Origin of the sequence: Salegentibacter salarius, assembly GCF_900168265.1 — a bacterium.
GTDB lineage: Bacteria > Bacteroidota > Bacteroidia > Flavobacteriales > Flavobacteriaceae > Salegentibacter > Salegentibacter salarius.
The window spans coordinates 91,431-116,846 of the sequence record NZ_FVZF01000006.1; the positions used below are offsets into that span (position 1 = coordinate 91,431).

Here is a 25,416-nt window from a genome sequence, read left to right on the forward strand (position 1 = left end):
CGTGAGTTCGTTTCGAGGTAGTTTACTTATGGTAATTTCTGAAGAAGATAAAAGAGAAAACTTCCAATTAAATATAGAAGCACATCAATAATATCGGCCGTGTATCTCCAGTGTAGTGGTGGAAGAATAACTTCAAAATAAATGGCATACATCACAAATACTGAAAGTACTGTAAAAAGGTTTAAACGTAAAGTTTTGTCCTTCTTAAGGAACTGTACCGTAAAGAGGCAAATGCTTAATACAATAGGCATACAAAGAAAATCTGCCAGGTAAAAATTAATAAAATCGGGTAGTGGTTGTTCTAAAAAGTAAAGGGTTTGAAGTGCAACGAAAAGAAGACAAAATAGAAAGAATACGGTTTTTAGACTTTTCATAATACCAATAAGGAGACCAGAAAAGCAATTACACCGCCTACTACCATTACCGCAATCCAAATTGAATATCCAACTTTAGAAAAGAAACGCCCAAAACCGGTTTTAGGTTCTTCTTTTTCCTGCACTGGCTTTGAAGCTATATTTTTAGAGGTGTCTGTATTGTTTTTTTGATTGTGTTCCATAATTAAGTTGCTGTCACTTTGCTAAAAAAGATAAACATTATTTTCAAAATGGAACTGCTTCCTCAGGCTTTAACCGTAATTTAGGGCTTGGCTATAAAAAATCTTAAAATATTATTCTTCCCATCCCCAGGGAGCATCGGGAGTTTCTACCGGATTTGAAAGATCGAACTCAACCGTAAAATTAGTGTTCGAACCTATTCTTTTTAAATTGTAACTAAATATTTCCTCATCTAAGCTAATCCACCAAACGTTGGTTGCTGCAGCAGGAATAAGGTCGGCGGTTTCCTTATCAGCAGGAAATACCTGGATGTTTGCTAACCCGGTGTTGGAAGCCGTGCCGCCATATTGAGTTATTTTATCTTCGCTGCCATCAGGTTTGCGGTGATCATGTTTCAACTCAACTTTATCATCTTTTAATCTTAAAATCCAGGTTCGGGATTTATTTTCTCCTACGAAAAATGGGATTTTAATTTCATTTTCCTCACAAGATCTCACGTGCATAATTAATTTCTTGCCATCAAAATCATCATTGCCCATTCCCTGGGTTATGGTGCCTTCATAAGATTTTCCGCAATGATGCTGAAGTTGGTTCCAAAAGCTTTTCGCCGGTTTTTCCTGGGCAAAGACTGCGCTGCTAAAAAAGAATAAAATGAAGTATAATTTCATATTACAAATTGGCTAAATGTTTTAAATTGCTGCAAAATACACTATTTAAAGCCTTAAACAGATTCTGAATGAAAAATTTCTACTTCATAATTTTTGCATTTTTAGTAATTGGTTGTAACACATCTAATTCTGTCACCCAGGATACAGAAACCGATAATTCTTCAGAAATGAATTATAGTTATCTCGCGCTGGGAGATTCTTATACAATAGGAGAAAGTGTGCCTGAAAACAAACGCTGGCCGGTCCAGCTGGTAGCGCGTCTAAATGAAAATGGTTCCAAAGTAGCACCGCCTAAGATTATAGCTAAAACAGGTTGGACCACCGGAAATCTTTTAAACGCCATGCGCTCTGAACTTAATTATACCAGGAAATTTGACCTGGTTTCTATTTTAATTGGTGTTAATAATCAATACCAGGGAAAAAGCATTGAAGCATACGAAGAAGAATTACGTGAGATCTTTAAATTGGCGCTTAATCATTCCAAAAGAAGAGAAAAAGGGGTTTTTGCTGTAAGTATTCCAGATTATGGGGTGACGCCTTTTGGACAGGAAAATGCCGAAACTATTGGTCAGGAAATCGATGAATTTAATTCGGTTTTTAAGAAAGTCGCTGCAGAATTTAATGTTGATTTTTATAATATTACGCCAATTTCTCGTGAAGCCGAACGCGATGCCGATCTTATTGCTGAAGATGGGTTGCACCCCAGCGGATTGATGTACCGCTACTGGGTAGATGAAATTATAGATGAAATCCCCCAAATGTTACCGCAGTAGCCTAAAAGCTCTTTTTTGAACCGCATTTTTTTAATTTTAAAAGATGCGGGAAGACTTTTTACATTATCTCTGGAAATACAAGAAATTCGATTTTACCAATGCTGAAACAACGCAAGGAGAAAAAGTACTTCTAATAGATAGCGGCACTCATAATTTTAATTCTGGCCCCGATTTTTTTAATGCCCGATTAAAAATAGGAGAGCAGGTGTGGGCAGGAAATGTTGAATTACATACTAAAGCTTCTGACTGGTATTTTCATCAACACGAAAAAGATAGAAATTACGACAATGTGATTTTGCACGTGGTGTGGGAAGACGATGTAGAGGTAAAGCGGCATAATAAAACTGCCATTCCTGCTTTGAGTCTAAAGAACCTGGTAGATAAAGACTTGATCACTGGTTACCAAAAGCTTTTTGCTTCTTCACAAAGCTGGATTAATTGCGAAAAAAGTTTTAAATATATAGATGATTTCACCCTGCGACACTGGCAGGAACGCCTTTACCTGGAGCGTCTGGAAGAGAAATCTATTCTTATTCAGGATTTACTGATAAAATCTGGAAATAACTGGGAAGCGGTTTTATTCCAGATGTTAGCTAAAAACTTTGGACTTAATCTTAATGGAGATGCTTTTTTAAGTATGGCACAGAGTTTAATTTTTTCGGTAATACAAAAAGCTTCTCAGCATAATCTACAAATAGAAGCTTTGCTTTTTGGCCAGTGCGGTTTGCTGGAAAGACAACTCAACATCCCTTATTTTAATCAGCTTAAAAAGGAATATGCTTATTTAAGTCATAAATATAAACTGACAAATTTAGGAGTGATTCGGCCTAAATATTTTAGACTTCGGCCAGATAATTTTCCAAACATCAGGCTTTCTCAGTTCGCTTCTCTTTATTTTAAACATAAAAATTTATTTTCAGAGTTAGTAGCTTCAAAATCTTTAGAAGCGATTTATTCTATTTTAGATGTAGAAACTTCATCATTCTGGAATTCACATTATACCTTTCCAAAGGAACATAAAGAGAGAAAAAAGGCTTTAAGCAATGCTTTTAAAGACCTGGTGCTTATCAATACTATTATTCCGCTACGCTTTTGTTATTCCCGCGCAATTGGAAATGATGAAGTAGAGGAGTTACTCTTTTTAATGGAACAAATCCCTGCTGAAAATAATAAGATCGTTCAGAATTTTAAAAAGCTCCGAGAAAACTGCGTGGAGAATTCACTGCAATCCCAGGCAATGGTGCAATTAAAAAAGATGTATTGTGAAGCTAATAAATGCCTGGATTGTGCTATTGGTGTAAAATTGCTGCAGGGAAATGCTTAAAATGTTATATTTGTGGTGATGACAAAAATGGTGCACAATATTCGATATTACTTTGAAAGACGCGGCTTTTACGTGTCTTCCCGTGTAGCCGATAAATTGGGGATGCGTGCTAAAAGCGTTCGTTTATTTTTTATTTATGCTTCCTTTTTTACGCTAGGTTCCTGGTTTGTGGTTTATTTAGTTTTGGCCTTTTGGTTAAAGCTTAAGGACTTAGTGTATACTAAAAGAACTTCAGTTTTTGATTTATAAGCTGGATTTGACTGCATTTTTTCTAACTAAAATGGAGATAGGGGGAATTTTATCAAATATTATTTAACAATATCTTTACAATTTAACTCCCAAAAATTTGAAAAAGCCTAATTTTTTAGCATCTTGCTTCGCGGAAATATTAATTCTAAATTAAACAACCCATATACTGTATGAGAAAGTATCTACTTTCAATGTTCTTTTTGTTTTCAATTTTGGCGATTAATGCACAAGAACTGGATGTGAAGGCCAAAGTTGGCAATCCTTCAAATATTATTAACAACGGGTTTATAGACCTTGAAGTAACAGGAGGGGTGCCTCCTTATCAATACAAGTGGTCAGACCCTGAAACTTCGCTCGAATCTTCTCGTGCCGAAGGTTTAACTGAAGGTGTGCCTTACGAAGTTACCGTAACTGACAGCCAGAACAACTCTGTTACCAGAAATTTTCAAATAGAAGCTGAAGCCATCACTGAACATTTCAACGGTACTTTTGTTCCAATTGTAGAAGGAATGACGGCTATTCTCTTCTGGGATCCATTTACTGCCGTAGGAATCTACGATCCAAAGGTATATGCGGAACAAAGGTTAGTTCCTACTCCAGATTGGAGTGCCGATGCAGAGGATAAATTTACCTTAAAAGAATGGCAAGTAGAAGAGGGAGCTCACGTAGAAGAAGGTGATCTTATTGCTATCGTGGGATCTCAAAATAGTGGTGACCTAGAAGTTATGGCTAATGCCACCGGAACAGTAGAGTATCTGGTAGGAGAAGGCGAAACGATATGGGATTATCAAAATAGTGCAGACCTTATTGAAACGAATGCCCATATGTTGGCTCAAATTCAATATGATGAACCGCAGATTTTAACCAATCCTAACGGAACTCCACAAAAGCATAATATTCCTTTTATTGTAGTTTGGTTAATTTTTGGTGCAGCATTCTTTACCGTAAAGATGGGCTTCATCAACTTTAAAGGATTTAAGCACTCTATAGACCTTGCCAGAGGAAAATATGACGAGCCTAATGCGCCGGGTAGTATTACCCACTTTCAGGCGCTGGCTACCGCGGTTTCTGCTACAGTAGGTCTTGGTAATATTGCCGGTGTTGCCGTTGCAATTTCCCTTGGTGGTGCAGGAGCAACTTTCTGGATGATCATTGCCGGTTTACTTGGTATGGCATCAAAATTTGTGGAATGTACGCTTGGTGTAAAATATCGTTTTATAAACTCTGAAGGTAGAATCTTTGGTGGACCAATGAATTATTTGCGCTATGGACTTGAAAAGAGAAATATGCGTGGTTTAGGTAAATTCCTTGCTGCCTTTTTCGCTATTTTGGGTATCGGTGCCTCTTTTGGCGGTGGAAATATGTTCCAGGCCAATCAATCTTTTGAGATCCTTTCCGGACAGTTTACTTTCTTAATCGGTAATGGTTTCTGGTTTGGTGTTGGAGTAGCAGTTCTTGTTGGTATTGTTATTATTGGAGGTATTCAAAGTATTGCTAAGGTTACCGGTAAAGTGGTGCCATTTATGGCTGCAGTTTACGTTCTTGGTGCTTTAACTGTAATAGTTATAAATATAGAAAATGTTGTGCCGGCATTTGGAGCTATATACGATGGTGCATTTAACGCCACCGCATTGAAAGGTGGATTTATAGGAGTGCTAATTGTTGGTTTTCAACGTGCAGCTTTCTCTAACGAAGCTGGTGTTGGGTCGGCAGCGATCGCCCACTCGGCAGCAAAAACAAATCATCCGCCATCTGAAGGTTTTGTAGCTTTATTAGAGCCTTTTATTGATACCGTAGTGGTTTGTACTTTAACCGCTTTAGTATTGATCTTTACCGGAATGCACGAAGTTGAAGGAGTAGGTGGGGTTCAATTAACCTCAGATGCTTTTGCAAGTGTAGTTTCCTGGTTCCCGTATGTGTTGGCAATGGCAGTTTTCTTATTTGCCTTTTCAACCATGATTTCCTGGTCTTATTACGGAATGCGTTCCTGGACTTACCTTTTCGGAAAAAGTAAAAAAACAGAATTGGCATATAAAATATTGTTCCTTGTGTTTGTGGTAGTAGGAGCTTCCATTAGTTTAGGAGCCGTATTAGACTTCTCTGATATGATGATCCTTGCGATGTCCTTCCCGAATATTATAGGACTTTATATTATGTCTAGTGAAGTTAGAAGAGATCTTAATGAATATTCCAGAAAGCTAAAAGTAGGAGAATTATTCAAGAAACAAAGAGAGGCAAAAGCCAGCTAATCTTGAAAAATTATGAAATCGATAAAATCCCATTTTGTGTTCAACAGGAGCCAACAAAATGGGATTTTTCTTTTGGTAATAATTATAATCGTACTTCAGGCGATCTATTATTTTTTAGATTTTTCTACTGAAGATTCAGCTGAAAGTTTAACCCCAGAAGAGGTAGAGACTTTCCAGGCGCAGATAGACTCTATAAAACTAGCCAGGGCTGAAGCAGACTCTGTAAGGATCTATCCTTTTAATCCAAATTATATAACCGATTTTAAAGGTTATACTTTAGGTATGAGTGTAGAAGAAATTGATAAGCTTCATCAGTTTAGAGAGGAGGGTAAATGGATTAATTCGGTAAAAGATTTTCAAAAAGTTACTGGTGTTTCAGATTCTTTACTCGCTTCAATTTCTCCTTATTTTAAATTCCCGGATTGGGTGATTGAGGCTGAGAAGAAAAAAAGCAAAGTAAAAGTAACAACTCCAATTTCTGTTTCAGATCTAAATGAAGCTGAAACTGAAGAACTGCAAAAGGTAAATGGAATAGGTGAGGTTTTGGCAAATAGAATAGTGAACTACCGTACTAAAATTGGCGGTTTTAGAAGTGAACTTCAATTAAAAGATATTTATGGTTTAAACTATGAAACCCGGGAAAGGCTTCAAAAACAATTTCGTATTATTAAGAAGGAAAATTTCCGTTTGATAAATATTAATCAGGCCAGGCTTTTAGAATTGGTAGAGGTACCTTATATTAATTACGAATTAGCTCGCGAAATTATGGATTATAGACAACTACACGAAAAAATTGAATCTTTTGAGGAATTATCAAAAATAGAAAGTTTTCCTTCAGATAAAATCGATAGAATTCAATTATATTTGAGCTTAAATTGAATATTCGGAATATTAGGCTGTTGAGATATTAACTTATCAAATATTAATAAAATTAAACACTGATTTTATTTAAGTTGCGAAAATAGCTTTGGTTTGAAAATAAAAGAAAAAAGAAATTAGCATGAATACAATGTATTTTACCGAGGAACACGAACTTTTTAGAAAGAGTTTTCAGGACTTTTTGCAAAAAGAAGTGGTGCCGCATATTGATAAATGGGAGAAATCTGGAACTATAGAGCGCTTTATTTGGAAGAAATTTGGTGAGATGGGCTATTTTGGTCTTAATCAACCTGAAGAATACGGCGGGATGGATCTGGATATTTTCTATACTGCAATCTTTTTGGAAGAACTTCAAAAGATAAACAGCGGCGGTTTCGCAGCGGCTATGTGGGCGCATGCCTATTTAGCAATGACGCACGTAAACAAAGAAGGAGACGATGCGATTAAGAAAAAGTACCTAACGCCTAGTATTGAAGGTGAAAAAATTGGTTGTCTTTGTATTACCGAACCTTTTGGTGGCTCTGATGTTGCCGGAATGCGTAGTACCGCGATTAAAAAAGGAGATAAATATATTCTAAACGGTTCCAAGACCTTTATTACAAATGGGGTTTATTCAGATTATTTGGTCATTGCTGCCAAAACTGATCCTGACAAAGGAAATAAAGGAATGAGTATTTTTATTGTAGATAGGGATACTCCCGGAATTTCTGCTTCAAAATTAGATAAACTGGGCTGGAGAGCTTCAGATACAGCTGAACTTGCTTTTGATGATGTTGAGATTCCTGCTGAAAATCTTATGGGCGAAGAGGGGAAAGGCTTCTCTTATATTATGCAGCATTTTGCTTTAGAGCGCCTTATTATGGGAATCAACGCTCACGCTCGCGCTGAATATGCCCTAGACTATACTTTAGGCTATATGGCCGAAAGAGAGGCCTTTGGGACAACTATAGATAAATTCCAGGCTTTAAGACATTCGGTAGCCGATATGGCCAGCGAAGTAGAAATGAATAAGGAATTTAACTATTCTATCGCCAAGCGACTTAATGATGGGCAATATGTGGTGAAAGAAGCTAGTATGTCTAAGTTGCTTTCCACTAAAATGGCCGATAAGGTTATTTATGACTGTCTGCAATTGTTAGGTGGTTATGGTTATATGGAAGATTATCCTTTAGCGAGAATGTTTAGAGATAGCCGCTTAGGGCCTATTGGAGGTGGAACTTCAGAAATTCTTAGGGAGATTATCGCTAAAATGGTGATCGATAAAAAAGAATACAAGCCAGCGGCGAAGTAATCTTTTAGATTGACATTTTTGCGAAAATTCTACTTTTATTGCCAAGATGGTGATCGATAAAAAAGAGTATAAGCCAGCGGCAAAATAGATTATAATAATTAATTAAAGTATTGGTTGTAGGTTCTTAGATTTAAATTATCTTTGCAGCCTATTTCTAAAGAAAGGGGGTGATGACACTATGTTAATAATACCAGTAAAAGACGGAGAAAATATTGATAGAGCGCTGAAGCGTTTTAAAAGAAAATTCGATAAAACCGGAACAATGCGCCAGCTGAGAAGCCGCCAGCATTTCACGAAACCTTCTGTTGCGAAGAGAGCTCAGCATCAAAAAGCCGAGTACATTCAGCATTTGAGAGATCAGGAAGATATCTAGTAAAAGGATATAATCGAATTTTTCCGAAGTTATTCGGAAAAGCAATATAACTGTTGATAGATTAAAGTTTGCTAACTTTGTCTATCAACAGTTTTTTTATGCCCTTTTCTCAGTTTATAGATTACCTTCAATTAGAGAAGAAATATTCTCCCAACACCCTAACTGCTTATAAAGCCGATTTAGAATCTTTTTCAGAATTTATTTTTTATGAATTTGAAGAAAAGGATTTAAGTAAATTGCATTATTCCCAAATTAGAAATTGGATAATTAATTTGGTAGATCAGGGAGTCTCTAACCGAAGTATAAACCGCAAAATTTCTTCCTTAAAAGCTTATTATCGCTTTTTGCAAAAAACCGGCGATATAGAATTCTCGCCCTTAGCAAAGCACAAAGCTTTAAAAACAGCTTCAAAGATCCAGATTCCCTTTTCTGAAGCTGAAATAATAAAGGTATTAGAGCAAATCGATACTTCAGATTTTGAGGGGTTACGTGATAGGCTAATTGTAGAACTTTTTTATACCACAGGGATGCGGCGCATAGAGCTCATAGATATTAAACTTCAGGATGTAGATGTCGCCGGAAAACAACTAAAGGTATTGGGAAAAAGACAAAAGGAAAGAATTGTTCCGCTTCTTCCCGGGGTGATTTCAAACTTGAAGGACTATTTAAAAGAACGTGAGAATATATTAGCCGGGCGGGAGATGCCATATCTGTTTGTCTCCCAAAAAGGTATTAAATTATATGAAAGTCTTGTTTATAGAATTATAAATAATTATTTTAGTAAGGTGTCTGGCAAAATAAAAAGGAGTCCGCATATCCTGCGGCATTCGTTTGCAACACATTTATTGAACCAGGGCGCTAACCTTAACGCTGTAAAAGAATTGCTTGGGCATTCCAGCCTTGCGGCAACGCAGGTATATACTCACAATAGCATTTCAGAGCTTAGCAAGGTGCATCAAATGGCGCATCCACGGAATAAAAAGGTCAATTGAAATAATTGTTTAATTAAATTCTACAGAATATGAAAGTAAATGTGCAGTCTGTTAACTTCAACGCCGATCAAAAATTAATTGATTTCATTCAAAGAAAATTGGATAGGCTTGAAAATTACTATGATAAAGTTATCTATGCTGATGTCTTTCTGAAGGTTCAAAATACCAGTGGAAAAGATAACAAGATTACCGAGATTTTATTGAGCATTCCTGGTGGAGACATTATGGTAAAAAAAACGTGTAAGAAATTTGAAGAATGCGTAGATGAATGTGCTTCATCCTTGCAACGGCAGTTAATTAAACGTAAGGAAAAATTAAGTGCGCATGTTTAGATATTTTTTTTTGAAAAATTGTTTTGTGAAAGGAATAATTTATATACATTTGCAGTCCGTTAGAAATAGCGGACTTTTTTATGCTGAAAAGTAGCGTAAAGGCCGATGTAGCTCAGCTGGCTAGAGCAGCTGATTTGTAATCAGCAGGTCGTGGGTTCGAGTCCCTCCATCGGCTCTTGAAATTTTGAAGTAAGTATTTTTTTAAGCTTAATTTATTGAGAATTAAGCTACTAAAAATTTTATAGAAAAATTTTTAAAAATGCTTTGGACGGTGCTGTAAAATTACGTTTATTTGCAGCCGTTAAAAAAACAAACCGTCATAAAGCTTAGCTGGCACGCCGGCTACGGTTCTATGAAATAGTGGAAAAATAAATTGGGGAGATACTCAAGCGGCCAACGAGGGCAGACTGTAAATCTGCTGTCTTTCGACTTCGCAGGTTCGAATCCTGCTCTCCCCACTTAATTGATTCGGTTTTACATTTAAAAGTTTAAGGGTTTTATTCTAGAGCTTTAAATAAAAGAATTTGAATCAAAACAATGCGGGAGTAGCTCAGTTGGTAGAGCGTCAGCCTTCCAAGCTGAATGTCGCCGGTTCGAACCCGGTCTCCCGCTCTTAATTGGAAAGCAGGAAGTTTATCTTCTTGTTTTCTTGATTTATTTTTCCGGTTTGAGTAACAATTAAATATCCGTAAACCAGTGCTGGTTTATGGTTTTTCTTGTTGGAACCGGTGAACCTTGAAAGTGGAACTTTCGGCTTGCCGACGTAGCTCAGGGGTAGAGCGTTTCCTTGGTAAGGAAGAGGTCACGAGTTCAATTCTCGTCGTTGGCTCTAGATTGTATTAAATTGAACACTAATATATAACTAAGATTAAATAAGTATTAATTATGGCAAAGGAAACTTATGATCGTTCCAAACCGCACCTTAACATAGGTACAATTGGACACGTAGATCACGGAAAAACGACTTTAACAGCAGCGATTACTAAAGTAATGGCTGATGCTGGATATTCAGAAGCTAGTGCTTTTGATCAAATTGATAATGCTCCTGAAGAAAAAGAAAGAGGTATTACAATTAACTCTTCTCACGTAGAGTATCAAACTGCTAACCGTCACTACGCTCACGTTGACTGTCCTGGTCACGCCGATTATGTGAAGAACATGGTTACTGGTGCTGCTCAAATGGATGGTGCAATTCTTGTAGTTGCTGCAACTGATGGGCCTATGCCGCAAACTCGTGAGCACATCCTTCTTGGACGTCAGGTTGGTATTCCAAGAATCGTTGTATTCTTGAACAAAGTTGACCTTGTTGATGATGAGGAGCTTTTAGAGCTTGTTGAGATGGAAGTAAGAGATCTTCTTTCTTTCTATGAGTATGATGGTGATAATGGTCCTGTTATTTCTGGATCTGCACTTGGAGCTTTAGAAGGTGATGAGAAATGGTCTAAGACTGTTCTTGATCTTATGGAAGCTGTAGATGAGTGGATTGAACTTCCTCAGCGTGATGTTGATAAGGATTTCTTAATGCCTATCGAAGATGTATTCTCTATTACTGGACGTGGTACTGTTGCGACTGGTCGTATTGAGACTGGTGTAGCTAACACTGGGGATCCTGTAGAGATCATTGGTATGGGAGCTGAAAAACTTACTTCTACTATTACTGGTGTTGAGATGTTCCGTAAGATCCTTGATAGAGGTGAAGCTGGAGATAACGTTGGTATCTTATTAAGAGGTATTGAAAAGTCTCAGATCTCTAGGGGTATGGTAATTACTAAGCCTGGATCTGTAACTCCTCACGCTAAGTTTAAGGCAGAGGTTTATATCCTTAAAAAAGAAGAAGGTGGACGTCACACTCCATTCCACAACAACTACCGTCCTCAGTTCTACGTACGTACAACTGACGTAACAGGAACAATTAGTCTTCCTGATGGAGTCGAAATGGTAATGCCTGGTGATAACCTTACAATTACTGTTGAACTTATCCAGACAATTGCAATGAATGTTGGTCTACGTTTCGCTATCCGTGAAGGTGGTAGAACAGTAGGTGCTGGACAGGTTACTGAAATTTTAGACTAATTACAGTTTATATATAAAAAGGTTTCCCGCCAGGGCGGGAAACCTTCCTTTATATTATATTTACGGGTTTAGCTCAGTTGGTAGAGCACTGGTCTCCAAAACCAGGTGTCGGGAGTTCGAGCCTCTCAACCCGTGCAAATACCTTAAGAATCACATGGCAGGAATTAGCAATTATATATCAGAATCTTACAACGAGTTAACAAACCACGTTACCTGGACAAGCTGGCCCGAAGCACAAAGGCTAACCATATTGGTAGCGGTATTCTCTATAATTTTTTCTCTGGCTATCTGGGGAGTTGATACCGTTTTCAGCTCGGCTATTGAGCAATATTTCGAATGGATTAAATCTTAAAAAATATTACAATGGCAGAGGGAAAGGAAAAAAAATGGTATGTAGTTCGTGCCGTTAGCGGTCAGGAAAATAAGGTTAAAGACTATATTGAGAAAGAAGTTAACCATCTTGGGATGGAAGACTATCTAGATCAGGTTTTAGTTCCTACCGAGAAGGTAATCCAAATTAGAAACGGTAAGAAAGTAAATAAGGAACGTGTTTATTTTCCTGGTTATGTAATGATTCAGGCTAGTCTTGATGGAGAGATGCCACACGTGATAAAAAATATTAACGGTGTTATTGGCTTTTTAGGGGAAACAAAAGGAGGAGATCCTGTTCCGCTTAGAAAATCTGAAGTGAACAGAATGCTTGGTAAAGTAGATGAACTTTCAGTAAAAACCGATAATGTTGCGATACCTTTTACTATTGGAGAAACCATAAAAGTTATAGACGGTCCGTTTAACGGCTTTAATGGAACAGTAGAAAAGATTAATGAAGAAAAGCGTAAGCTTGAAGTAATGGTGAAAATCTTCGGAAGAAAAACACCATTAGAGTTAAGCTATATGCAAGTAGAAAAAGTATAAAGATTTTAGTTACATATTTTTTGATGGTTTTTTAAAGCTTCCACTCTAATAAACTATCACCTTAAAAATTTAGAAAATGGCAAAAGAAGTAAGTAAAGTTGTAAAACTACAAGTTCGCGGAGGTGCTGCTAACCCATCACCACCAGTTGGACCTGCTTTAGGTGCTGCCGGGGTAAATATCATGGAATTCTGTAAGCAATTCAATGGTAGAACCCAGGATAAACAAGGTAAAGTATTGCCGGTTGCGATTACAGTTTATTCAGATAAGTCTTTTGACTTTGTGATTAAAACTCCTCCAGCTGCAGTACAATTGTTGGAAGCATCTAAGAACAAAAAAGGTTCAGGAGAACCAAACAGAAAGAAAATAGCAAGTGTTTCTTGGGATCAGGTTAGAACTATTGCAGAAGATAAGATGCAGGATTTAAATGCCTTCACCGTAGAATCTGCAATGAAAATGGTTGCTGGAACAGCTCGTTCAATGGGAATAACTGTAAAAGGTGATGCACCGTTTTAATCCAAAAAGAAATTAAAAATGGCAAAATTAACTAAAAAGCAAAAAGAAGCCCAATCTAAGATCGAGAGCAATAAAATGTACTCGGTTGCAGACGCTTCTGCTTTAATTAAAGACGTTGCTAACGAAAACTTTGATGCATCTGTGGATTTAGCGGTTCGTTTGAACGTAGATCCAAGAAAAGCCAACCAAATGGTAAGAGGTGTTGTAACCCTTCCACACGGTACTGGTAAAGATGTGAAAGTGCTTGCGTTAGTTACTCCAGATAAAGAAGAAGAGGCTAAAGAAGCCGGAGCTGATTATGTTGGTCTTGATGAATATCTTGACAAGATAAAAGGTGGATGGACAGATGTTGATGTAATTATCACTATGCCTAGCGTAATGGGTAAATTAGGACCTTTGGGACGAGTACTTGGACCAAGAGGGCTTATGCCTAACCCAAAAACAGGAACAGTAACTATGGATGTTGCAAAAGCAGTATCTGATGTTAAAGCTGGTAAAATTGACTTTAAAGTTGATAAAACTGGTATTGTTCACGCTGGAATTGGAAAAGCATCATTTGACGCCGAAAAGCTTGCTGGAAACGCAAGAGAATTATTAACTACTTTAGTGAAGTTGAAACCTCAGGCAGCTAAGGGTGTGTATATTAAAAGTATTCACATGTCTTCTACAATGAGCCCGAGCGTTCAGGTTGATACTAAAAGGTTCACTGAGCAATAATAGTATAGATTATGACAAGAGAAGAAAAATCAATAGTAATTGAAGATTTAACTGCCCAGTTAACAGATAATTCTGTTGTTTATTTAGCAGATATATCTGGCCTTGATGCCGGAACAACTTCAAACTTGCGTAGAGCTTGTTTTAAAGCTAACGTAAAGCTGGCTGTAGTTAAAAATACATTGCTTGCTAAGGCTATGGAAGCTTCAGATAAAGAATTTGGAGAACTTCCTTCAGTTTTAAAAGGCAATACATCCATAATGTTTTCTGAGGTTGGTAATGCACCAGCCAAAGTAATTAAGGAATTCAGAAAGAAAAACGAAAGACCACTTCTTAAAGGCGCGTTTGTTGATGAAGGAATATATGTAGGCGATGACTACCTTGATACCTTGGTTAACATCAAGTCTAAAGAAGAAGTTATTGGGGATATCGTTGGATTATTACAGTCACCTGCTAAAAATGTTATTTCAGCACTTAAGTCTGGTGGCGGTAAATTATCTGGAATTCTTAAAACACTTTCTGAAAAAGAAGGATAACCTAGTACGCACTTTTTAACAAATATAAATTTAAAGAACTTTTTAAAAACGATAGAAAATGGCAGATTTAAAAGATTTCGCAGAACAATTAGTTAACCTAACCGTAAAAGAAGTAAACGAGTTAGCTGATATTTTAAAAGAAGAATACGGTATTGAGCCTGCAGCTGCTGCAGTAGCTGTCGCTGGTGGCGGTGCTGCTGGTGGTGGTGAAGAAGCTGAAGAGCAAACAGAATTTGATGTAATTCTTACTGCTCCAGGTGGATCTAAACTAGCGGTTGTTAAGCTTGTAAAAGAGCTTACCGGTCTTGGTCTTAAAGACGCTAAAGCATTAGTAGATGGCGCTCCAGCTCCAGTAAAAGAAGGAGTTGCTAAAGACGAAGCTGAAGCACTTAAATCACAGCTAGAAGAAGCAGGAGCCGAGGTTGAGCTTAAATAAGCTTGACGAAAGCAATATTATTTAGGTTTAGACCTCAGGATTCGCTCCTGAAGGTCTAAACCCTTTTGCGTATATAGAGGATAACCTATAGCGCGCCCGTTTTTTTATAAATTATAATCCGTCCATTGATGTTAGCAAAGCAAACTGAAAGAGTGAGTTTCTCTTCTGTAAAGAACAGACCTGATTACCCGGACTTCCTGGATATCCAGATCAAGTCTTTTCAGGACTTCTTTCAATTAGAAACCAAATCAGAAGAGCGGGGAAATGAAGGTCTCTATAATACCTTCCTGGAAAACTTCCCAATTACGGACACCCGTAATCAATTTGTACTAGAATTTTTAGATTATTTTGTGGACCCGCCAAGATATTCCATTCAGGAGTGTATAGAGCGTGGTCTAACGTATAGTGTGCCACTAAAGGCTAGATTAAAACTATACTGTACTGACCCTGAACACGAAGATTTTGAAACCATCGTACAGGACGTATATTTGGGAACTATTCCCTACATGACTCCCAGCGGTACTTTTTGTATCAATGGAGCAGAGCGTGTAGTAGTTTCTCAGCTTCACCGTTCTCCCGGAGTTTTCTTTGGACAATCGTTCCACGCAAATGGAACAAAACTTTATTCTGCCCGTGTAATTCCTTTTAAAGGTTCATGGATAGAATTTGCTACCGATATTAATAGCGTAATGTATGCTTATATCGATAGAAAGAAAAAATTACCTGTTACTACACTTTTCCGTGCTATTGGTTTTGAGCGCGATAAAGATATTTTAGAGATTTTTGACCTTGCTGAAGAGGTTAAAGTTTCAAAAACAGGACTTAAAAAAGTATTAGGTCGTAAACTTGCGGCCCGTGTATTGAACACCTGGTATGAAGATTTTGTTGATGAAGATACAGGAGAGGTAGTTTCAATAGAACGTAATGAGATCGTTTTAGATCGTGATACAGAACTTGAAAAAGAGCATATAGAAGAAATTCTTGAAACTGGAAGTAAAACTATTCTTCTTCATAAAGAAGATAACCAAACCGGTGATTATGCCATTATTCATAATACATTACAAAAAGACCCTACCAACTCTGAAAAAGAAGCGGTAGAACATATTTATCGTCAACTTCGTAATGCAGAACCGCCAGATGAGGAAACTGCACGTGGTATTATCGATAAATTATTCTTCTCAGATCAGCGTTACAGCCTTGGAGAAGTAGGTCGATATAGAATGAATAAAAAATTAGGTCTTGATGTGGCTATGGATAAGCAAGTGCTTACCAAAGAAGACATCATTACCATAATTAAATATTTAATCGAGCTTATTAATTCTAAAGCTGAGATTGATGATATTGACCACTTATCTAACCGTCGTGTTAGAACTGTAGGTGAGCAATTATCTCAACAGTTTGGAGTTGGTCTTGCTCGTATGGCTCGTACCATTCGTGAAAGAATGAACGTTCGAGACAACGAGGTGTTTACCCCGATAGATTTGATTAACGCGAAGACACTTTCTTCTGTGATCAACTCTTTCTTTGGTACCAACCAGTTGTCTCAGTTTATGGACCAAACTAACCCGCTTGCAGAAATTACGCATAAGCGTAGACTTTCAGCACTAGGGCCAGGTGGTTTATCAAGAGAAAGAGCAGGATTTGAGGTACGTGATGTTCACTATACTCACTACGGAAGACTTTGTCCTATTGAAACTCCTGAAGGTCCAAACATTGGACTTATTTCTTCACTTTCAGTATACGCTAAGGTGAACGGAATGGGCTTCATTGAAACACCATACCGTAAAGTTGAAAATGGAAAATTAAATCTTTCAGAAGAAGCTATTTATTTAAGTGCTGAAGAGGAAGAGGACAAGAAAATTGCCCAGGCTAACATTCCACTTACAGAGGATGGTACTATAGATTCAGATAGGGTAATTGCTCGAATGGAAGGTGACTTCCCGGTAGTAGATCCTAAAGAGATTCATTATACCGATGTTGCGCCAAACCAGATTTCATCTATTTCGGCTTCGTTAATTCCGTTCCTGGAACATGATGATGCGAACCGTGCGTTGATGGGATCTAACATGATGCGCCAGGCACTACCATTGCTTCAGGCAGATTCTCCAATTGTGGGAACAGGTCTTGAGCGCCAGGTAGCTACAGATTCTCGAGTATTGATTAATGCTGAAGGAGAAGGAGAAGTAGAATATGTAGATGCCAGAAAGATCATCATTAAGTATGATAGAACTGAAGAAGATAGAATGGTAAGCTTTGATAGTGATTCAAAGAGCTATGATCTTATAAAATTCCGTAAAACTAACCAGGGTTCTTCTATTAATCTTAAGCCAATTGTTAGGGTTGGAGATAGAGTAACTAAAGGTCAGGTTTTATGTCAGGGTTACGCTACCGAAGCAGGGGAGCTTGCATTAGGTAGAAATATGAAGGTTGCTTTTATGCCCTGGAAAGGTTACAACTTTGAGGATGCGATTGTAATCTCAGAAAAAGTGGTAAGAGAAGATATTTTTACTTCTATCCACGTAGATGAGTATTCCCTTGAAGTTCGAGATACTAAATTGGGTAACGAAGAATTAACTAATGATATTCCTAACGTTTCAGAAGAGGCTACTAAAGATCTTGATGAACACGGGATGATTAGAATTGGTGCAGAGGTTAAACCTGGAGATATTCTTATTGGTAAGATTACTCCAAAAGGAGAAAGTGACCCAACACCAGAAGAAAAATTACTTCGTGCTATCTTTGGAGATAAAGCCGGTGATGTTAAAGATGCATCGCTTAAAGCTTCTCCATCTTTAAATGGTGTGGTAATAGAGAAGAAACTCTTTGCTCGTGCCATTAAAGATAAGCGTAAAAGAGCTCAGGATAAGGAAGATGTTGCAGCGCTTGAGAAAAAGTACGATGCTAAATTCGCCAATTTAAAGGCTGAACTTGTAGATAAGTTATTCGCTATTATCGGCGGAAAAACTGCTCAGGGAGTTCAGAATGATCTTGGAGAAGAGGTAATGCCAAAAGGTAAGAAGTATACGTTGAAAATGCTTAACTCAGTAGACGATTATACTCACTTAACTCACGGCACCTGGACTACAGATGATCACTTGAACACTTTAGTAGCAGATCTTATTCACAACTATAAGATCAAGGAAAACGATCTTCAGGGTAACTTAAGAAGAGAAAAGTTTACAATCTCTGTTGGAGATGAACTTCCTTCTGGTATCCTTAAACTTGCTAAGGTTTACATCGCTAAGAAACGTAAACTGAAAGTAGGTGATAAAATGGCGGGACGTCACGGTAACAAAGGTATTGTTGCAAGAATAGTTCGCCAGGAGGATATGCCATTCCTTGATGATGGTACACCAGTTGATATCGTGTTGAACCCACTTGGGGTACCTTCACGTATGAACATTGGTCAGATCTACGAAACTGTACTTGGATGGGCAGGACAAAAGCTTGGTAATAAATATGCAACTCCAATTTTTGACGGAGCTACCATAGACCAGATTAACGAGCTTACTGACCAAGCCGGAATTCCAAGATACGGACATACCTATCTTTACGATGGTGGAACAGGAGATCGTTTTGACCAACCTGCAACTGTAGGTGTAATCTATATGTTGAAACTAGGACATATGATTGAAGATAAGATGCACGCCAGATCTATTGGACCATACTCGCTTATTACACAGCAACCACTTGGTGGTAAAGCACAATTTGGTGGACAGCGTTTTGGTGAGATGGAAGTTTGGGCGCTTGAGGCTTATGGAGCTTCAGCAACATTGCGTGAAATCTTAACAGTGAAGTCAGATGATGTGATAGGAAGGGCTAAAACTTACGAGTCTATCGTAAAAGGAGAGCCTATGCCAGAACCCGGCCTGCCGGAATCTTTCAACGTACTTATGCACGAATTGAAAGGTCTTGGTTTGGATATTAAATTAGAAGAATAAAATACTGTTTAAAGGGGCGTTACGGCGCCCCAAAAACAGATTTTTCACAATAATTATAGCAGCAGAGTTATTATGGCTAGAAATAATGATAAGAATACAGTAAAGAGATTTGATAAAATCTCTATCGGTTTGGCTTCCCCGGAATCTATCCTCGCAGAATCTCGTGGTGAAGTTCTAAAACCGGAAACTATCAATTATCGTACGCACAAACCCGAACGTGACGGTTTGTTTTGTGAGCGTATTTTTGGTCCTGTAAAGGATTACGAATGTGCCTGCGGTAAATATAAAAGAATACGTTACAAAGGAATTGTTTGTGACCGTTGTGGGGTAGAAGTAACCGAAAAACAAGTACGTAGAGACCGTGTTGGGCACATTAATTTGGTAGTTCCTGTAGCACATATCTGGTATTTCCGTTCTTTACCAAACAAAATTGGATACTTGCTTGGTCTTCCATCTAAGAAATTAGATATGATCATTTACTACGAGCGTTATGTAGTAATTCAAGCCGGTATCGCTAAAAACGAAGAAGGTGAACCATTAAAGAAAATGGATTTCCTTACTGAAGAAGAATATCTAAACGTTTTAGATAGCCTTCCGCAGGAAAATATGTATTTAGAAGACAGCGACCCAAATAAGTTTATTGCTAAGATGGGTGCTGAATGTCTTATTGAAATATTAAAAAGAATAGATCTTAACGAACTTTCTTACGAATTAAGGCACAAAGCAAATAACGAAACTTCAAAGCAACGTAAAACTGAAGCGCTTAAGCGTCTTCAAGTTGTAGAAGCTTTCCGTGATGCCAATAACAATCGCGAAAATCTTCCGGAATGGATGATTATGAAAGTGGTTCCTGTAATTCCACCAGAATTACGACCTCTTGTACCATTAGATGGTGGACGTTTCGCGACTTCAGATTTAAATGATCTTTACAGAAGGGTTATTATTCGTAACAACCGTCTAAAAAGATTAATGGAGATCAAAGCTCCTGAAGTGATTCTACGTAATGAAAAACGTATGCTTCAGGAATCAGTAGATTCATTGTTCGATAACACAAGAAAATCTTCAGCGGTAAAAACTGACTCTAACCGTCCGTTAAAATCGCTTTCAGATTCTCTTAAAGGTAAGCAGGGACGTTTCCGTCAAAACTTACTTGGTAAACGTGTAGATTATTCAGCACGTTCGGTAATTGTTGTGGGACCAGAATTGAAAATGCACGAATGTGGTCTTCCTAAGAATATGGCAGCTGAACTTTACAAGCCTTTCGTAATTAGAAAACTAATTGAAAGAGGAATTGTAAAAACAGTAAAATCTGCCAAGAAAATAATAGATAAGAAAGAGCCGGTAGTTTGGGATATTCTTGAGAATGTTCTTAAAGGACACCCTGTATTGCTTAACCGTGCTCCTACGCTTCACCGTTTAGGTATCCAGGCATTCCAGCCAAAACTTATTGAAGGTAAAGCAATACAATTACACCCATTAGCCTGTACGGCATTTAACGCCGATTTTGATGGTGACCAGATGGCGGTTCACTTACCGCTTGGGCCAGAGGCTATTTTAGAAGCTCAGTTATTAATGCTTGCTTCGCATAATATCCTTAACCCAGCAAATGGTTCGCCAATTACTGTACCGTCTCAGGATATGATTCTTGGTCTTTATTATATGACCAAGTCTAGAAAATCTACAGACGAGGTTAAGGTAAAAGGTGAAGGGCTTACTTTTTATTCTGATGAAGAAGTGGTAATCGCTTACAATCAGAAGAGAGTAGACCTTAATGCGGAAATCAAGATTAGAGCTAAAGATTTCAATGAAGTAGGTGAGTTAACTTTCCAGATTATAGAAACTACGGTAGGTAGAGTCCTGTTTAATCAGGCTGTACCAGAAAAAGTAGGTTATGTAAATACAGTTTTAACCAAGAAAAACCTTAGGGATATTATTGGTGATGTATTGGCTAAAACCAGTGTTCCTGAAACCGGTGAATTCCTTGATGCTATTAAGGAGATGGGTTATGGATACGCTTTCCGTGGTGGACTTTCCTTCAGTTTAGGTGATATTATCATCCCTGAAGAGAAGCAATCTATGATTGATGAGGCTAATGAGCAGGTTGAAGGTATTGTAGGAAACTATAATATGGGTCTTATTACTAACAACGAGCGTTACAACCAGGTAATTGATATCTGGACATCTACCAATGCCGGACTAACCGAATTGGCTATGAAACGTATTCGTGAAGATAAGCAAGGTTTCAACTCTGTGTTTATGATGCTGGATTCTGGTGCTCGTGGATCTAAAGAACAGATTCGTCAGTTAACCGGTATGCGTGGTCTTATGGCCAAGCCTAAAAAATCTAACTCAGGTGGAGGTGAAATTATTGAAAACCCAATTCTTTCCAACTTTAAGGAAGGGCTTTCAATTCTTGAATACTTTATTTCTACTCACGGTGCTCGTAAAGGTCTTGCCGATACCGCACTTAAAACTGCCGATGCAGGTTACTTAACCCGTAGATTGGTAGATGTTTCGCAAGATGTTATTGTAAATCAAGAAGACTGCGGAACTTTAAGAGGGGTAGAAGTTAAACCACTTAAAAAGAACGAAGAAATTGTAGAATCTCTTGGAGAACGTATTTTAGGACGTATTTCTCTTCACGATGTTATTAATCCTTCAAATAATGAAGTTTTAGTAGGTGCAGACGAAGAAATCACTTCAGAAATAGTTACTAAGATTGAAAACGCTCCAATTGAAAGTGTAGAGGTAAGATCTCCATTAACTTGTGAAGCTAAAAAAGGAATTTGTGTAAAATGTTACGGAAGAAACCTTTCTACTAATAAACTGGTACAAAGAGGAGAAGCTGTAGGTGTTGTTGCCGCGCAATCTATTGGAGAGCCGGGTACACAGTTAACACTACGTACATTCCACGTTGGAGGTATTGCAGGTAACATTTCAGAAGATAATAAACTTGAGGCTAAATTTGACGGTATTGCCGAAATTGAAGACCTTAAAGTTGTAAAAGGAGAAGCTCCTGATGGTAGCCAGTCAGATATCGTGATTTCACGAACTGCCGAGCTTAAAATAAAAGATAAGAAAACCGGGGTGGTATTGAGTAACAATAACATTCCTTACGGTTCTCAAATCTTTATCGATAACGGAACTGAAGTTTCTAAAGGTGACCTTGTTTGCCAATGGGATCCATATAACGGGGTAATTATTTCAGAATTTGCCGGTAAGATTAAATATGAAAACGTTGAGCAAGGTGTTACTTACCAGGTAGAAATAGATGAGCAAACAGGATTCCAGGAAAAAGTAATTTCTGAATCTCGTAACAAAAAGCTTATTCCAACCCTACATATTTTAGGTAAAAAAGACGAAGTAATTCGTTCTTATAACCTTCCGGTAGGAGCTCACCTTATGGTAGACAACGAAGAGAAAATTGGAGTTGGTAAGATTTTAGTGAAGATTCCTCGTAAATCATCTAAAGCAGGTGATATTACCGGAGGTCTTCCAAGGGTAACCGAGTTGTTTGAGGCTCGTAACCCATCTAACCCAGCTGTTGTTAGTGAGATTGATGGTGTTGTTTCCTTCGGAAAAATCAAGAGAGGTAACCGCGAGATTATCGTTGAGTCTAAATTAGGAGAGGTTAAGAAATACTTAGTGAAGTTATCTAACCAGATCCTTGTTCAGGAGAACGATTATGTTCGTGCAGGTATGCCACTTTCTGATGGTTCTGTTACTCCAGAAGATATTCTTAATATCAAAGGACCAAACGCGGTACAACAATATCTTGTAAACGAAGTTCAGGAAGTTTACCGACTACAGGGTGTGAAAATTAATGATAAGCACTTTGAGGTTGTAGTAAGACAAATGATGCGTAAGGTTAGAATTCAGGATCCGGGAGATACTATTTTCCTTGAAAACCAACTTGTTCATAAATCAGATTTCATCGAGGAGAACGATAAAGTTTTCGGAATGAAAGTGGTTGAAGATGCAGGTGACTCTGAAAACTTAAAACCAGGTCAAATCGTTTCTCCAAGAGAGCTTAGAGATGAGAATTCATTGTTAAGACGTGAAGATAAAAACCTTGCAACTGCAAGAGACGTAACTGCGGCAACCGCTACACCGGTTCTTCAGGGTATTACTCGTGCATCGCTACAAACAAAATCGTTTATTTCTGCGGCTTCCTTCCAGGAAACTACCAAAGTATTGAACGAGGCTGCCGTAAGCGGTAAGATCGATAAGCTTGAAGGATTGAAAGAAAATGTAATTGTAGGACATAGAATTCCTGCAGGTACAGGTATGCGCAAGTACGATAGCATTATCGTTGGTTCTAAAGAAGAATTTGACGAAATGATGGAACACAAGCAAGAAGTTAATTATAACTAATGCCTATAAAAAGAGCCGCTTTAGCGGCTCTTTTCTTTTTATAAATTAAGGAATCCCGACCTATAGTCGGGATTTTTTGTACTTTTATATTTCACCTTAAATAAAGGCGTCGGGGCTTTTTGAATTATAGGTTTCCGATACAAATTAGAAGTATTTAATAAAATTCAATATAATATTATGAGTGAAGAAAAGAAGAAACCTAAGAAAGGTCAAATAAATATAGAGCTGGATGAAGCAGTAGCAGAAGGAACTTATTCTAATTTAGCTATAATCAATCATTCGGTTTCAGAGTTTGTGGTAGATTTTGTGAACATTATGCCTGGGAGGCCTAAAAGCAAAGTGAAATCGAGAATTATATTAACTCCACAACACGCCAAAAGATTATTAAAAGCTTTAAACGATAATATTCAACGTTTTGAAAAAGCCCACGGCGAGATTAGAGATTACGAAAAAGCGCCAATGCCATTGAATTTTGGGCCTACCGGCCAGGCTTAATTCAGCAAAAAATAAATTTTAAGAACCCCACAGTTGTTTTATTCTGTGGGGTTTTTTATTGGTTTCTTCTGCTGGAATTAGATTTTATAAATATTGCCTAACTTAGAAGTATAGTAAAATCCATTTATTTCTTCAGCTTAAATTTTCTGAATAATGACCGATAAACAAAATAACTCTGAACCAACTAAACGAATAGCGGCAATAGATCTTGGGACCAATTCTTTCCACGCCGTTTTGGTTGATATTTATCCTGATGGTAGTTTTCGAACAGTTAATAAACTGAAAGAAATGGTTAGCCTCGCCGAAAAAGGCCTGGAAGACAGATTGAGTCGCGAAGCTATGGACAGAGGATTAGAAGCGCTTAAACGCATCAAATTCTTGTGTGACAGCCATAACGTAGAGAATATTCTTGCCTTTGCTACCAGTGCCATTCGGGAAGCAGAAAATGGAGGTGATTTTATTAAAGAGGTTGGCGAAGATATTGGAATAAGAGTGCGCGCCATTTCAGGGAAAATGGAAGCCGAAATGATTGGCTTAGCTATAATGCACAGTATTGTCTTAAATGAAGAAATGGTACTCATGGCAGATATTGGTGGAGGTAGTGTTGAATTTATTATGGGCAACGACAAAGAATTTATTTACTACAATAGTTTAAAACTGGGAGTTGCCAGGATGGCTGCCGCATTTGTAGAATCAGATCCTATTAAAGAAAAGGATATTAAAAAGCTTCAAGATCATTTTAAAAAGGAACTAGCGGAAATAATCAAATTGGCCAAAAAGCATAAGGTGAAAACCATTATAGGTTCTTCTGGGACTATGGAGAATATTGGAGAAATGGTGGCCAGTAGAAAATCTCTAACTGCAGAGAGAAGCTTAAATGAACTGGAATTTTCTACGGATGATTTTAATGATTTGTATTCAGATTTTATAAAACTCGATAGAAAACAACGAAAAAAGGAGAAAGGTCTTGAAGAAAAAAGAATAGATATTATTAATCCCGGGATGGTTTTGGTGAAATTTCTAATAGAGAAATTAGACCTTGAAAATATTAAAATTTCTGAAGGAGCACTTCGGGAAGGAATGATCTTGAATTATATCGAAAATAAAAGGGAGCAGCTTAACCTAGACCTTGTAGCTAATTTTAAAGATCCGCGCCGAAGAAGTATTTACGAATTATTGAGGAAGACAAATTGGGCTGAAGCACATTCAAGGCACGTGACTAATTTTTCGCTACAGTTTTTTGATGAATTTAAAGAAGAATTAAATTTAAAAGAGTCGGATAGGGAATTGTTGGAATATGCGAGTTTAATGCACGATATAGGTTACTATATTTCTTATCGAAAACATCATAAACACGCTTTATATCTTATTAAATATTCAGATTTACTCGGTTTTAAAGAAGATGAGATCAATATTATGGCTAACGTAAGTAGGTATCATAGAAAGTCTACGCCACATAAGCGCCATAAGCCATACAAACAACTGAATAAAAATTTACGGAAAAGAGTGAAAAAGCTTTCGGCTATTTTAAGAGTTGCCGATGGTTTAGATCGCAGTCACTACCAAAACGTACAAAAGCTGGAAATAAATAATAAAGAAGAAACTATAGAATTATTAATCACCACCCATAGTGATCCCGAACTTGAAATCTGGGGCACTTTGCGAAAAGGCGATCTGCTGGAAAAATTAACCGGTAAAAAACTAAAGGTTTTTCAAGTTCTGGATAAGAAATAA

Annotated in this window: 23 protein-coding genes and 5 tRNA genes; 25 read left to right on the top strand and 3 right to left on the bottom strand. The window is 37.6% G+C overall.

Annotation, left to right across the window (positions count from 1 at the left end; all coding sequences use genetic code 11):
• Positions 1 to 26: 26 nt before the first annotated feature.
• From B5440_RS05365 to B5440_RS05375, 3 genes are all read right to left on the bottom strand, one after another.
• Complete coding sequence (locus tag B5440_RS05365) at positions 27 to 374, bottom strand: hypothetical protein (protein WP_070055034.1); 348 nt, start codon at positions 372 to 374, stop codon at positions 27 to 29.
• Entirely contained in the window at positions 371 to 556 is a 186-nt protein-coding gene (locus tag B5440_RS05370) for a hypothetical protein (RefSeq protein WP_070055033.1), read from the bottom strand. Before B5440_RS05370 ends, B5440_RS05365 begins: the two co-directional genes overlap by 4 nt.
• 111 nt (positions 557 to 667) lie before the next feature.
• Positions 668 to 1,222 (bottom strand): hypothetical protein, encoded by a 555-nt coding sequence (locus tag B5440_RS05375; RefSeq protein ID WP_070055032.1) that lies wholly within the window; start codon positions 1,220 to 1,222, stop codon positions 668 to 670.
• 68 nt (positions 1,223 to 1,290) lie between these two features.
• Here B5440_RS05375 and B5440_RS05380 point away from each other — a divergent pair, with 68 nt between their 5' ends.
• The 25 genes from B5440_RS05380 (at position 1,291) to B5440_RS05500 (ending at position 25,416) form a co-directional block, all read left to right on the top strand.
• Positions 1,291 to 1,995: an SGNH/GDSL hydrolase family protein gene (locus B5440_RS05380; protein ID WP_070055031.1), complete on the top strand. Its 705-nt coding sequence runs from the start codon at positions 1,291 to 1,293 to the stop codon at positions 1,993 to 1,995.
• A gap of 43 nt (positions 1,996 to 2,038) precedes the next feature.
• Positions 2,039 to 3,319 carry a DUF2851 family protein gene (locus tag B5440_RS05385; RefSeq protein WP_070055030.1) on the top strand — a complete coding sequence of 427 codons (1,281 nt, stop codon included), beginning with the start codon at positions 2,039 to 2,041 and terminating at the stop codon, positions 3,317 to 3,319.
• An 18-nt stretch (positions 3,320 to 3,337) separates the two neighbouring features.
• Positions 3,338 to 3,568, top strand: coding sequence for a PspC family transcriptional regulator (locus B5440_RS05390; protein WP_057482062.1), 231 nt, complete (start codon positions 3,338 to 3,340; stop codon positions 3,566 to 3,568).
• Between the two features lie 170 nt (positions 3,569 to 3,738).
• Positions 3,739 to 5,817: an amino acid carrier protein gene (locus B5440_RS05395; RefSeq protein WP_070055029.1), complete on the top strand. Its 2,079-nt coding sequence runs from the start codon at positions 3,739 to 3,741 to the stop codon at positions 5,815 to 5,817.
• A 12-nt stretch (positions 5,818 to 5,829) separates the two neighbouring features.
• The gene (locus tag B5440_RS05400) at positions 5,830 to 6,696 is read left to right on the top strand and encodes a ComEA family DNA-binding protein (protein WP_070055028.1); all 867 of its coding nucleotides are present in this window, start codon (positions 5,830 to 5,832) and stop codon (positions 6,694 to 6,696) included.
• A gap of 121 nt (positions 6,697 to 6,817) precedes the next feature.
• Complete coding sequence (locus tag B5440_RS05405) at positions 6,818 to 7,987, top strand: acyl-CoA dehydrogenase family protein (RefSeq protein ID WP_070055027.1); 1,170 nt, start codon at positions 6,818 to 6,820, stop codon at positions 7,985 to 7,987.
• A 178-nt stretch (positions 7,988 to 8,165) separates the two neighbouring features.
• A complete protein-coding gene (gene rpsU / locus B5440_RS05410; protein WP_070055026.1) occupies positions 8,166 to 8,360 on the top strand; it encodes a 30S ribosomal protein S21 in 195 nt (64 codons plus the stop codon).
• A gap of 98 nt (positions 8,361 to 8,458) precedes the next feature.
• Complete coding sequence (locus B5440_RS05415; RefSeq protein WP_070055025.1) at positions 8,459 to 9,352, top strand: tyrosine-type recombinase/integrase; 894 nt, start codon at positions 8,459 to 8,461, stop codon at positions 9,350 to 9,352.
• 29 nt (positions 9,353 to 9,381) lie between these two features.
• Positions 9,382 to 9,684, top strand: coding sequence for a ribosome hibernation-promoting factor, HPF/YfiA family (gene hpf, locus B5440_RS05420; RefSeq protein ID WP_057482057.1), 303 nt, complete (start codon positions 9,382 to 9,384; stop codon positions 9,682 to 9,684).
• Between the two features lie 101 nt (positions 9,685 to 9,785).
• A tRNA-Thr gene (locus B5440_RS05425) sits at positions 9,786 to 9,859 on the top strand.
• Positions 9,860 to 10,059: 200 nt separating this feature from the next.
• A tRNA-Tyr gene (locus tag B5440_RS05430) sits at positions 10,060 to 10,142 on the top strand.
• An 81-nt stretch (positions 10,143 to 10,223) separates the two neighbouring features.
• Positions 10,224 to 10,296 (top strand) — tRNA-Gly (locus B5440_RS05435).
• A 145-nt stretch (positions 10,297 to 10,441) separates the two neighbouring features.
• A tRNA-Thr gene (locus B5440_RS05440) sits at positions 10,442 to 10,513 on the top strand.
• Between the two features lie 56 nt (positions 10,514 to 10,569).
• Positions 10,570 to 11,757: an elongation factor Tu gene (gene tuf, locus B5440_RS05445; RefSeq protein WP_070055024.1), complete on the top strand. Its 1,188-nt coding sequence runs from the start codon at positions 10,570 to 10,572 to the stop codon at positions 11,755 to 11,757.
• Between the two features lie 62 nt (positions 11,758 to 11,819).
• Positions 11,820 to 11,892 (top strand) — tRNA-Trp (locus B5440_RS05450).
• Positions 11,893 to 11,911: 19 nt separating this feature from the next.
• On the top strand, positions 11,912 to 12,109 hold the full coding sequence (gene secE, locus B5440_RS05455) for a preprotein translocase subunit SecE (protein WP_070055023.1): 198 nt from the start codon (positions 11,912 to 11,914) through the stop codon (positions 12,107 to 12,109).
• 11 nt (positions 12,110 to 12,120) lie between these two features.
• The gene (gene nusG / locus B5440_RS05460) at positions 12,121 to 12,672 is read left to right on the top strand and encodes a transcription termination/antitermination protein NusG (protein WP_057482054.1); all 552 of its coding nucleotides are present in this window, start codon (positions 12,121 to 12,123) and stop codon (positions 12,670 to 12,672) included.
• 76 nt (positions 12,673 to 12,748) lie between these two features.
• A complete protein-coding gene (gene rplK, locus B5440_RS05465) occupies positions 12,749 to 13,186 on the top strand; it encodes a 50S ribosomal protein L11 (RefSeq protein ID WP_057482053.1) in 438 nt (145 codons plus the stop codon).
• An 18-nt stretch (positions 13,187 to 13,204) separates the two neighbouring features.
• Complete coding sequence (gene rplA, locus B5440_RS05470) at positions 13,205 to 13,903, top strand: 50S ribosomal protein L1 (RefSeq protein ID WP_070055022.1); 699 nt, start codon at positions 13,205 to 13,207, stop codon at positions 13,901 to 13,903.
• Between the two features lie 11 nt (positions 13,904 to 13,914).
• Positions 13,915 to 14,436: a 50S ribosomal protein L10 gene (gene rplJ, locus B5440_RS05475; RefSeq protein ID WP_070055021.1), complete on the top strand. Its 522-nt coding sequence runs from the start codon at positions 13,915 to 13,917 to the stop codon at positions 14,434 to 14,436.
• A 58-nt stretch (positions 14,437 to 14,494) separates the two neighbouring features.
• Positions 14,495 to 14,872: a 50S ribosomal protein L7/L12 gene (gene rplL, locus B5440_RS05480; RefSeq protein WP_070055020.1), complete on the top strand. Its 378-nt coding sequence runs from the start codon at positions 14,495 to 14,497 to the stop codon at positions 14,870 to 14,872.
• A 128-nt stretch (positions 14,873 to 15,000) separates the two neighbouring features.
• Positions 15,001 to 18,813: a DNA-directed RNA polymerase subunit beta gene (rpoB, locus tag B5440_RS05485; protein WP_070055019.1), complete on the top strand. Its 3,813-nt coding sequence runs from the start codon at positions 15,001 to 15,003 to the stop codon at positions 18,811 to 18,813.
• A gap of 72 nt (positions 18,814 to 18,885) precedes the next feature.
• Positions 18,886 to 23,187 carry a DNA-directed RNA polymerase subunit beta' gene (gene rpoC, locus B5440_RS05490; RefSeq protein WP_070055018.1) on the top strand — a complete coding sequence of 1,434 codons (4,302 nt, stop codon included), beginning with the start codon at positions 18,886 to 18,888 and terminating at the stop codon, positions 23,185 to 23,187.
• A gap of 177 nt (positions 23,188 to 23,364) precedes the next feature.
• A complete protein-coding gene (locus B5440_RS05495; protein WP_057482047.1) occupies positions 23,365 to 23,682 on the top strand; it encodes a DUF3467 domain-containing protein in 318 nt (105 codons plus the stop codon).
• Between the two features lie 153 nt (positions 23,683 to 23,835).
• On the top strand, positions 23,836 to 25,416 hold the full coding sequence (locus B5440_RS05500; protein WP_070055017.1) for a Ppx/GppA phosphatase family protein: 1,581 nt from the start codon (positions 23,836 to 23,838) through the stop codon (positions 25,414 to 25,416).

What these genes read in the sequence shown, in the direction of transcription:
- B5440_RS05375 (WP_070055032.1), bottom strand. Translation starts at nt 1,222, where the DNA reads ATGAAATTATACTTCATTTTATTCTTTTTTAGCAGCGCAGTCTTTGCC.
- rplA (WP_070055022.1), top strand. Translation starts at nt 13,205, where the DNA reads ATGGCAAAATTAACTAAAAAGCAAAAAGAAGCCCAATCTAAGATCGAG.
- hpf (WP_057482057.1), top strand. Translation starts at nt 9,382, where the DNA reads ATGAAAGTAAATGTGCAGTCTGTTAACTTCAACGCCGATCAAAAATTA.
- B5440_RS05400 (WP_070055028.1), top strand. Translation starts at nt 5,830, where the DNA reads ATGAAATCGATAAAATCCCATTTTGTGTTCAACAGGAGCCAACAAAAT.
- rplJ (WP_070055021.1), top strand. Translation starts at nt 13,915, where the DNA reads ATGACAAGAGAAGAAAAATCAATAGTAATTGAAGATTTAACTGCCCAG.
- rpsU (WP_070055026.1), top strand. Translation starts at nt 8,166, where the DNA reads ATGTTAATAATACCAGTAAAAGACGGAGAAAATATTGATAGAGCGCTG.
- B5440_RS05370 (WP_070055033.1), bottom strand. Translation starts at nt 556, where the DNA reads ATGGAACACAATCAAAAAAACAATACAGACACCTCTAAAAATATAGCT.
- B5440_RS05500 (WP_070055017.1), top strand. Translation starts at nt 23,836, where the DNA reads ATGACCGATAAACAAAATAACTCTGAACCAACTAAACGAATAGCGGCA.
- rplL (WP_070055020.1), top strand. Translation starts at nt 14,495, where the DNA reads ATGGCAGATTTAAAAGATTTCGCAGAACAATTAGTTAACCTAACCGTA.
- rplK (WP_057482053.1), top strand. Translation starts at nt 12,749, where the DNA reads ATGGCAAAAGAAGTAAGTAAAGTTGTAAAACTACAAGTTCGCGGAGGT.
- nusG (WP_057482054.1), top strand. Translation starts at nt 12,121, where the DNA reads ATGGCAGAGGGAAAGGAAAAAAAATGGTATGTAGTTCGTGCCGTTAGC.
- B5440_RS05390 (WP_057482062.1), top strand. Translation starts at nt 3,338, where the DNA reads ATGACAAAAATGGTGCACAATATTCGATATTACTTTGAAAGACGCGGC.
- B5440_RS05380 (WP_070055031.1), top strand. Translation starts at nt 1,291, where the DNA reads ATGAAAAATTTCTACTTCATAATTTTTGCATTTTTAGTAATTGGTTGT.
- B5440_RS05365 (WP_070055034.1), bottom strand. Translation starts at nt 374, where the DNA reads ATGAAAAGTCTAAAAACCGTATTCTTTCTATTTTGTCTTCTTTTCGTT.
- B5440_RS05385 (WP_070055030.1), top strand. Translation starts at nt 2,039, where the DNA reads ATGCGGGAAGACTTTTTACATTATCTCTGGAAATACAAGAAATTCGAT.
- secE (WP_070055023.1), top strand. Translation starts at nt 11,912, where the DNA reads ATGGCAGGAATTAGCAATTATATATCAGAATCTTACAACGAGTTAACA.
- B5440_RS05415 (WP_070055025.1), top strand. Translation starts at nt 8,459, where the DNA reads ATGCCCTTTTCTCAGTTTATAGATTACCTTCAATTAGAGAAGAAATAT.
- rpoC (WP_070055018.1), top strand. Translation starts at nt 18,886, where the DNA reads ATGGCTAGAAATAATGATAAGAATACAGTAAAGAGATTTGATAAAATC.
- tuf (WP_070055024.1), top strand. Translation starts at nt 10,570, where the DNA reads ATGGCAAAGGAAACTTATGATCGTTCCAAACCGCACCTTAACATAGGT.
- B5440_RS05495 (WP_057482047.1), top strand. Translation starts at nt 23,365, where the DNA reads ATGAGTGAAGAAAAGAAGAAACCTAAGAAAGGTCAAATAAATATAGAG.
- B5440_RS05405 (WP_070055027.1), top strand. Translation starts at nt 6,818, where the DNA reads ATGAATACAATGTATTTTACCGAGGAACACGAACTTTTTAGAAAGAGT.
- rpoB (WP_070055019.1), top strand. Translation starts at nt 15,001, where the DNA reads ATGTTAGCAAAGCAAACTGAAAGAGTGAGTTTCTCTTCTGTAAAGAAC.
- B5440_RS05395 (WP_070055029.1), top strand. Translation starts at nt 3,739, where the DNA reads ATGAGAAAGTATCTACTTTCAATGTTCTTTTTGTTTTCAATTTTGGCG.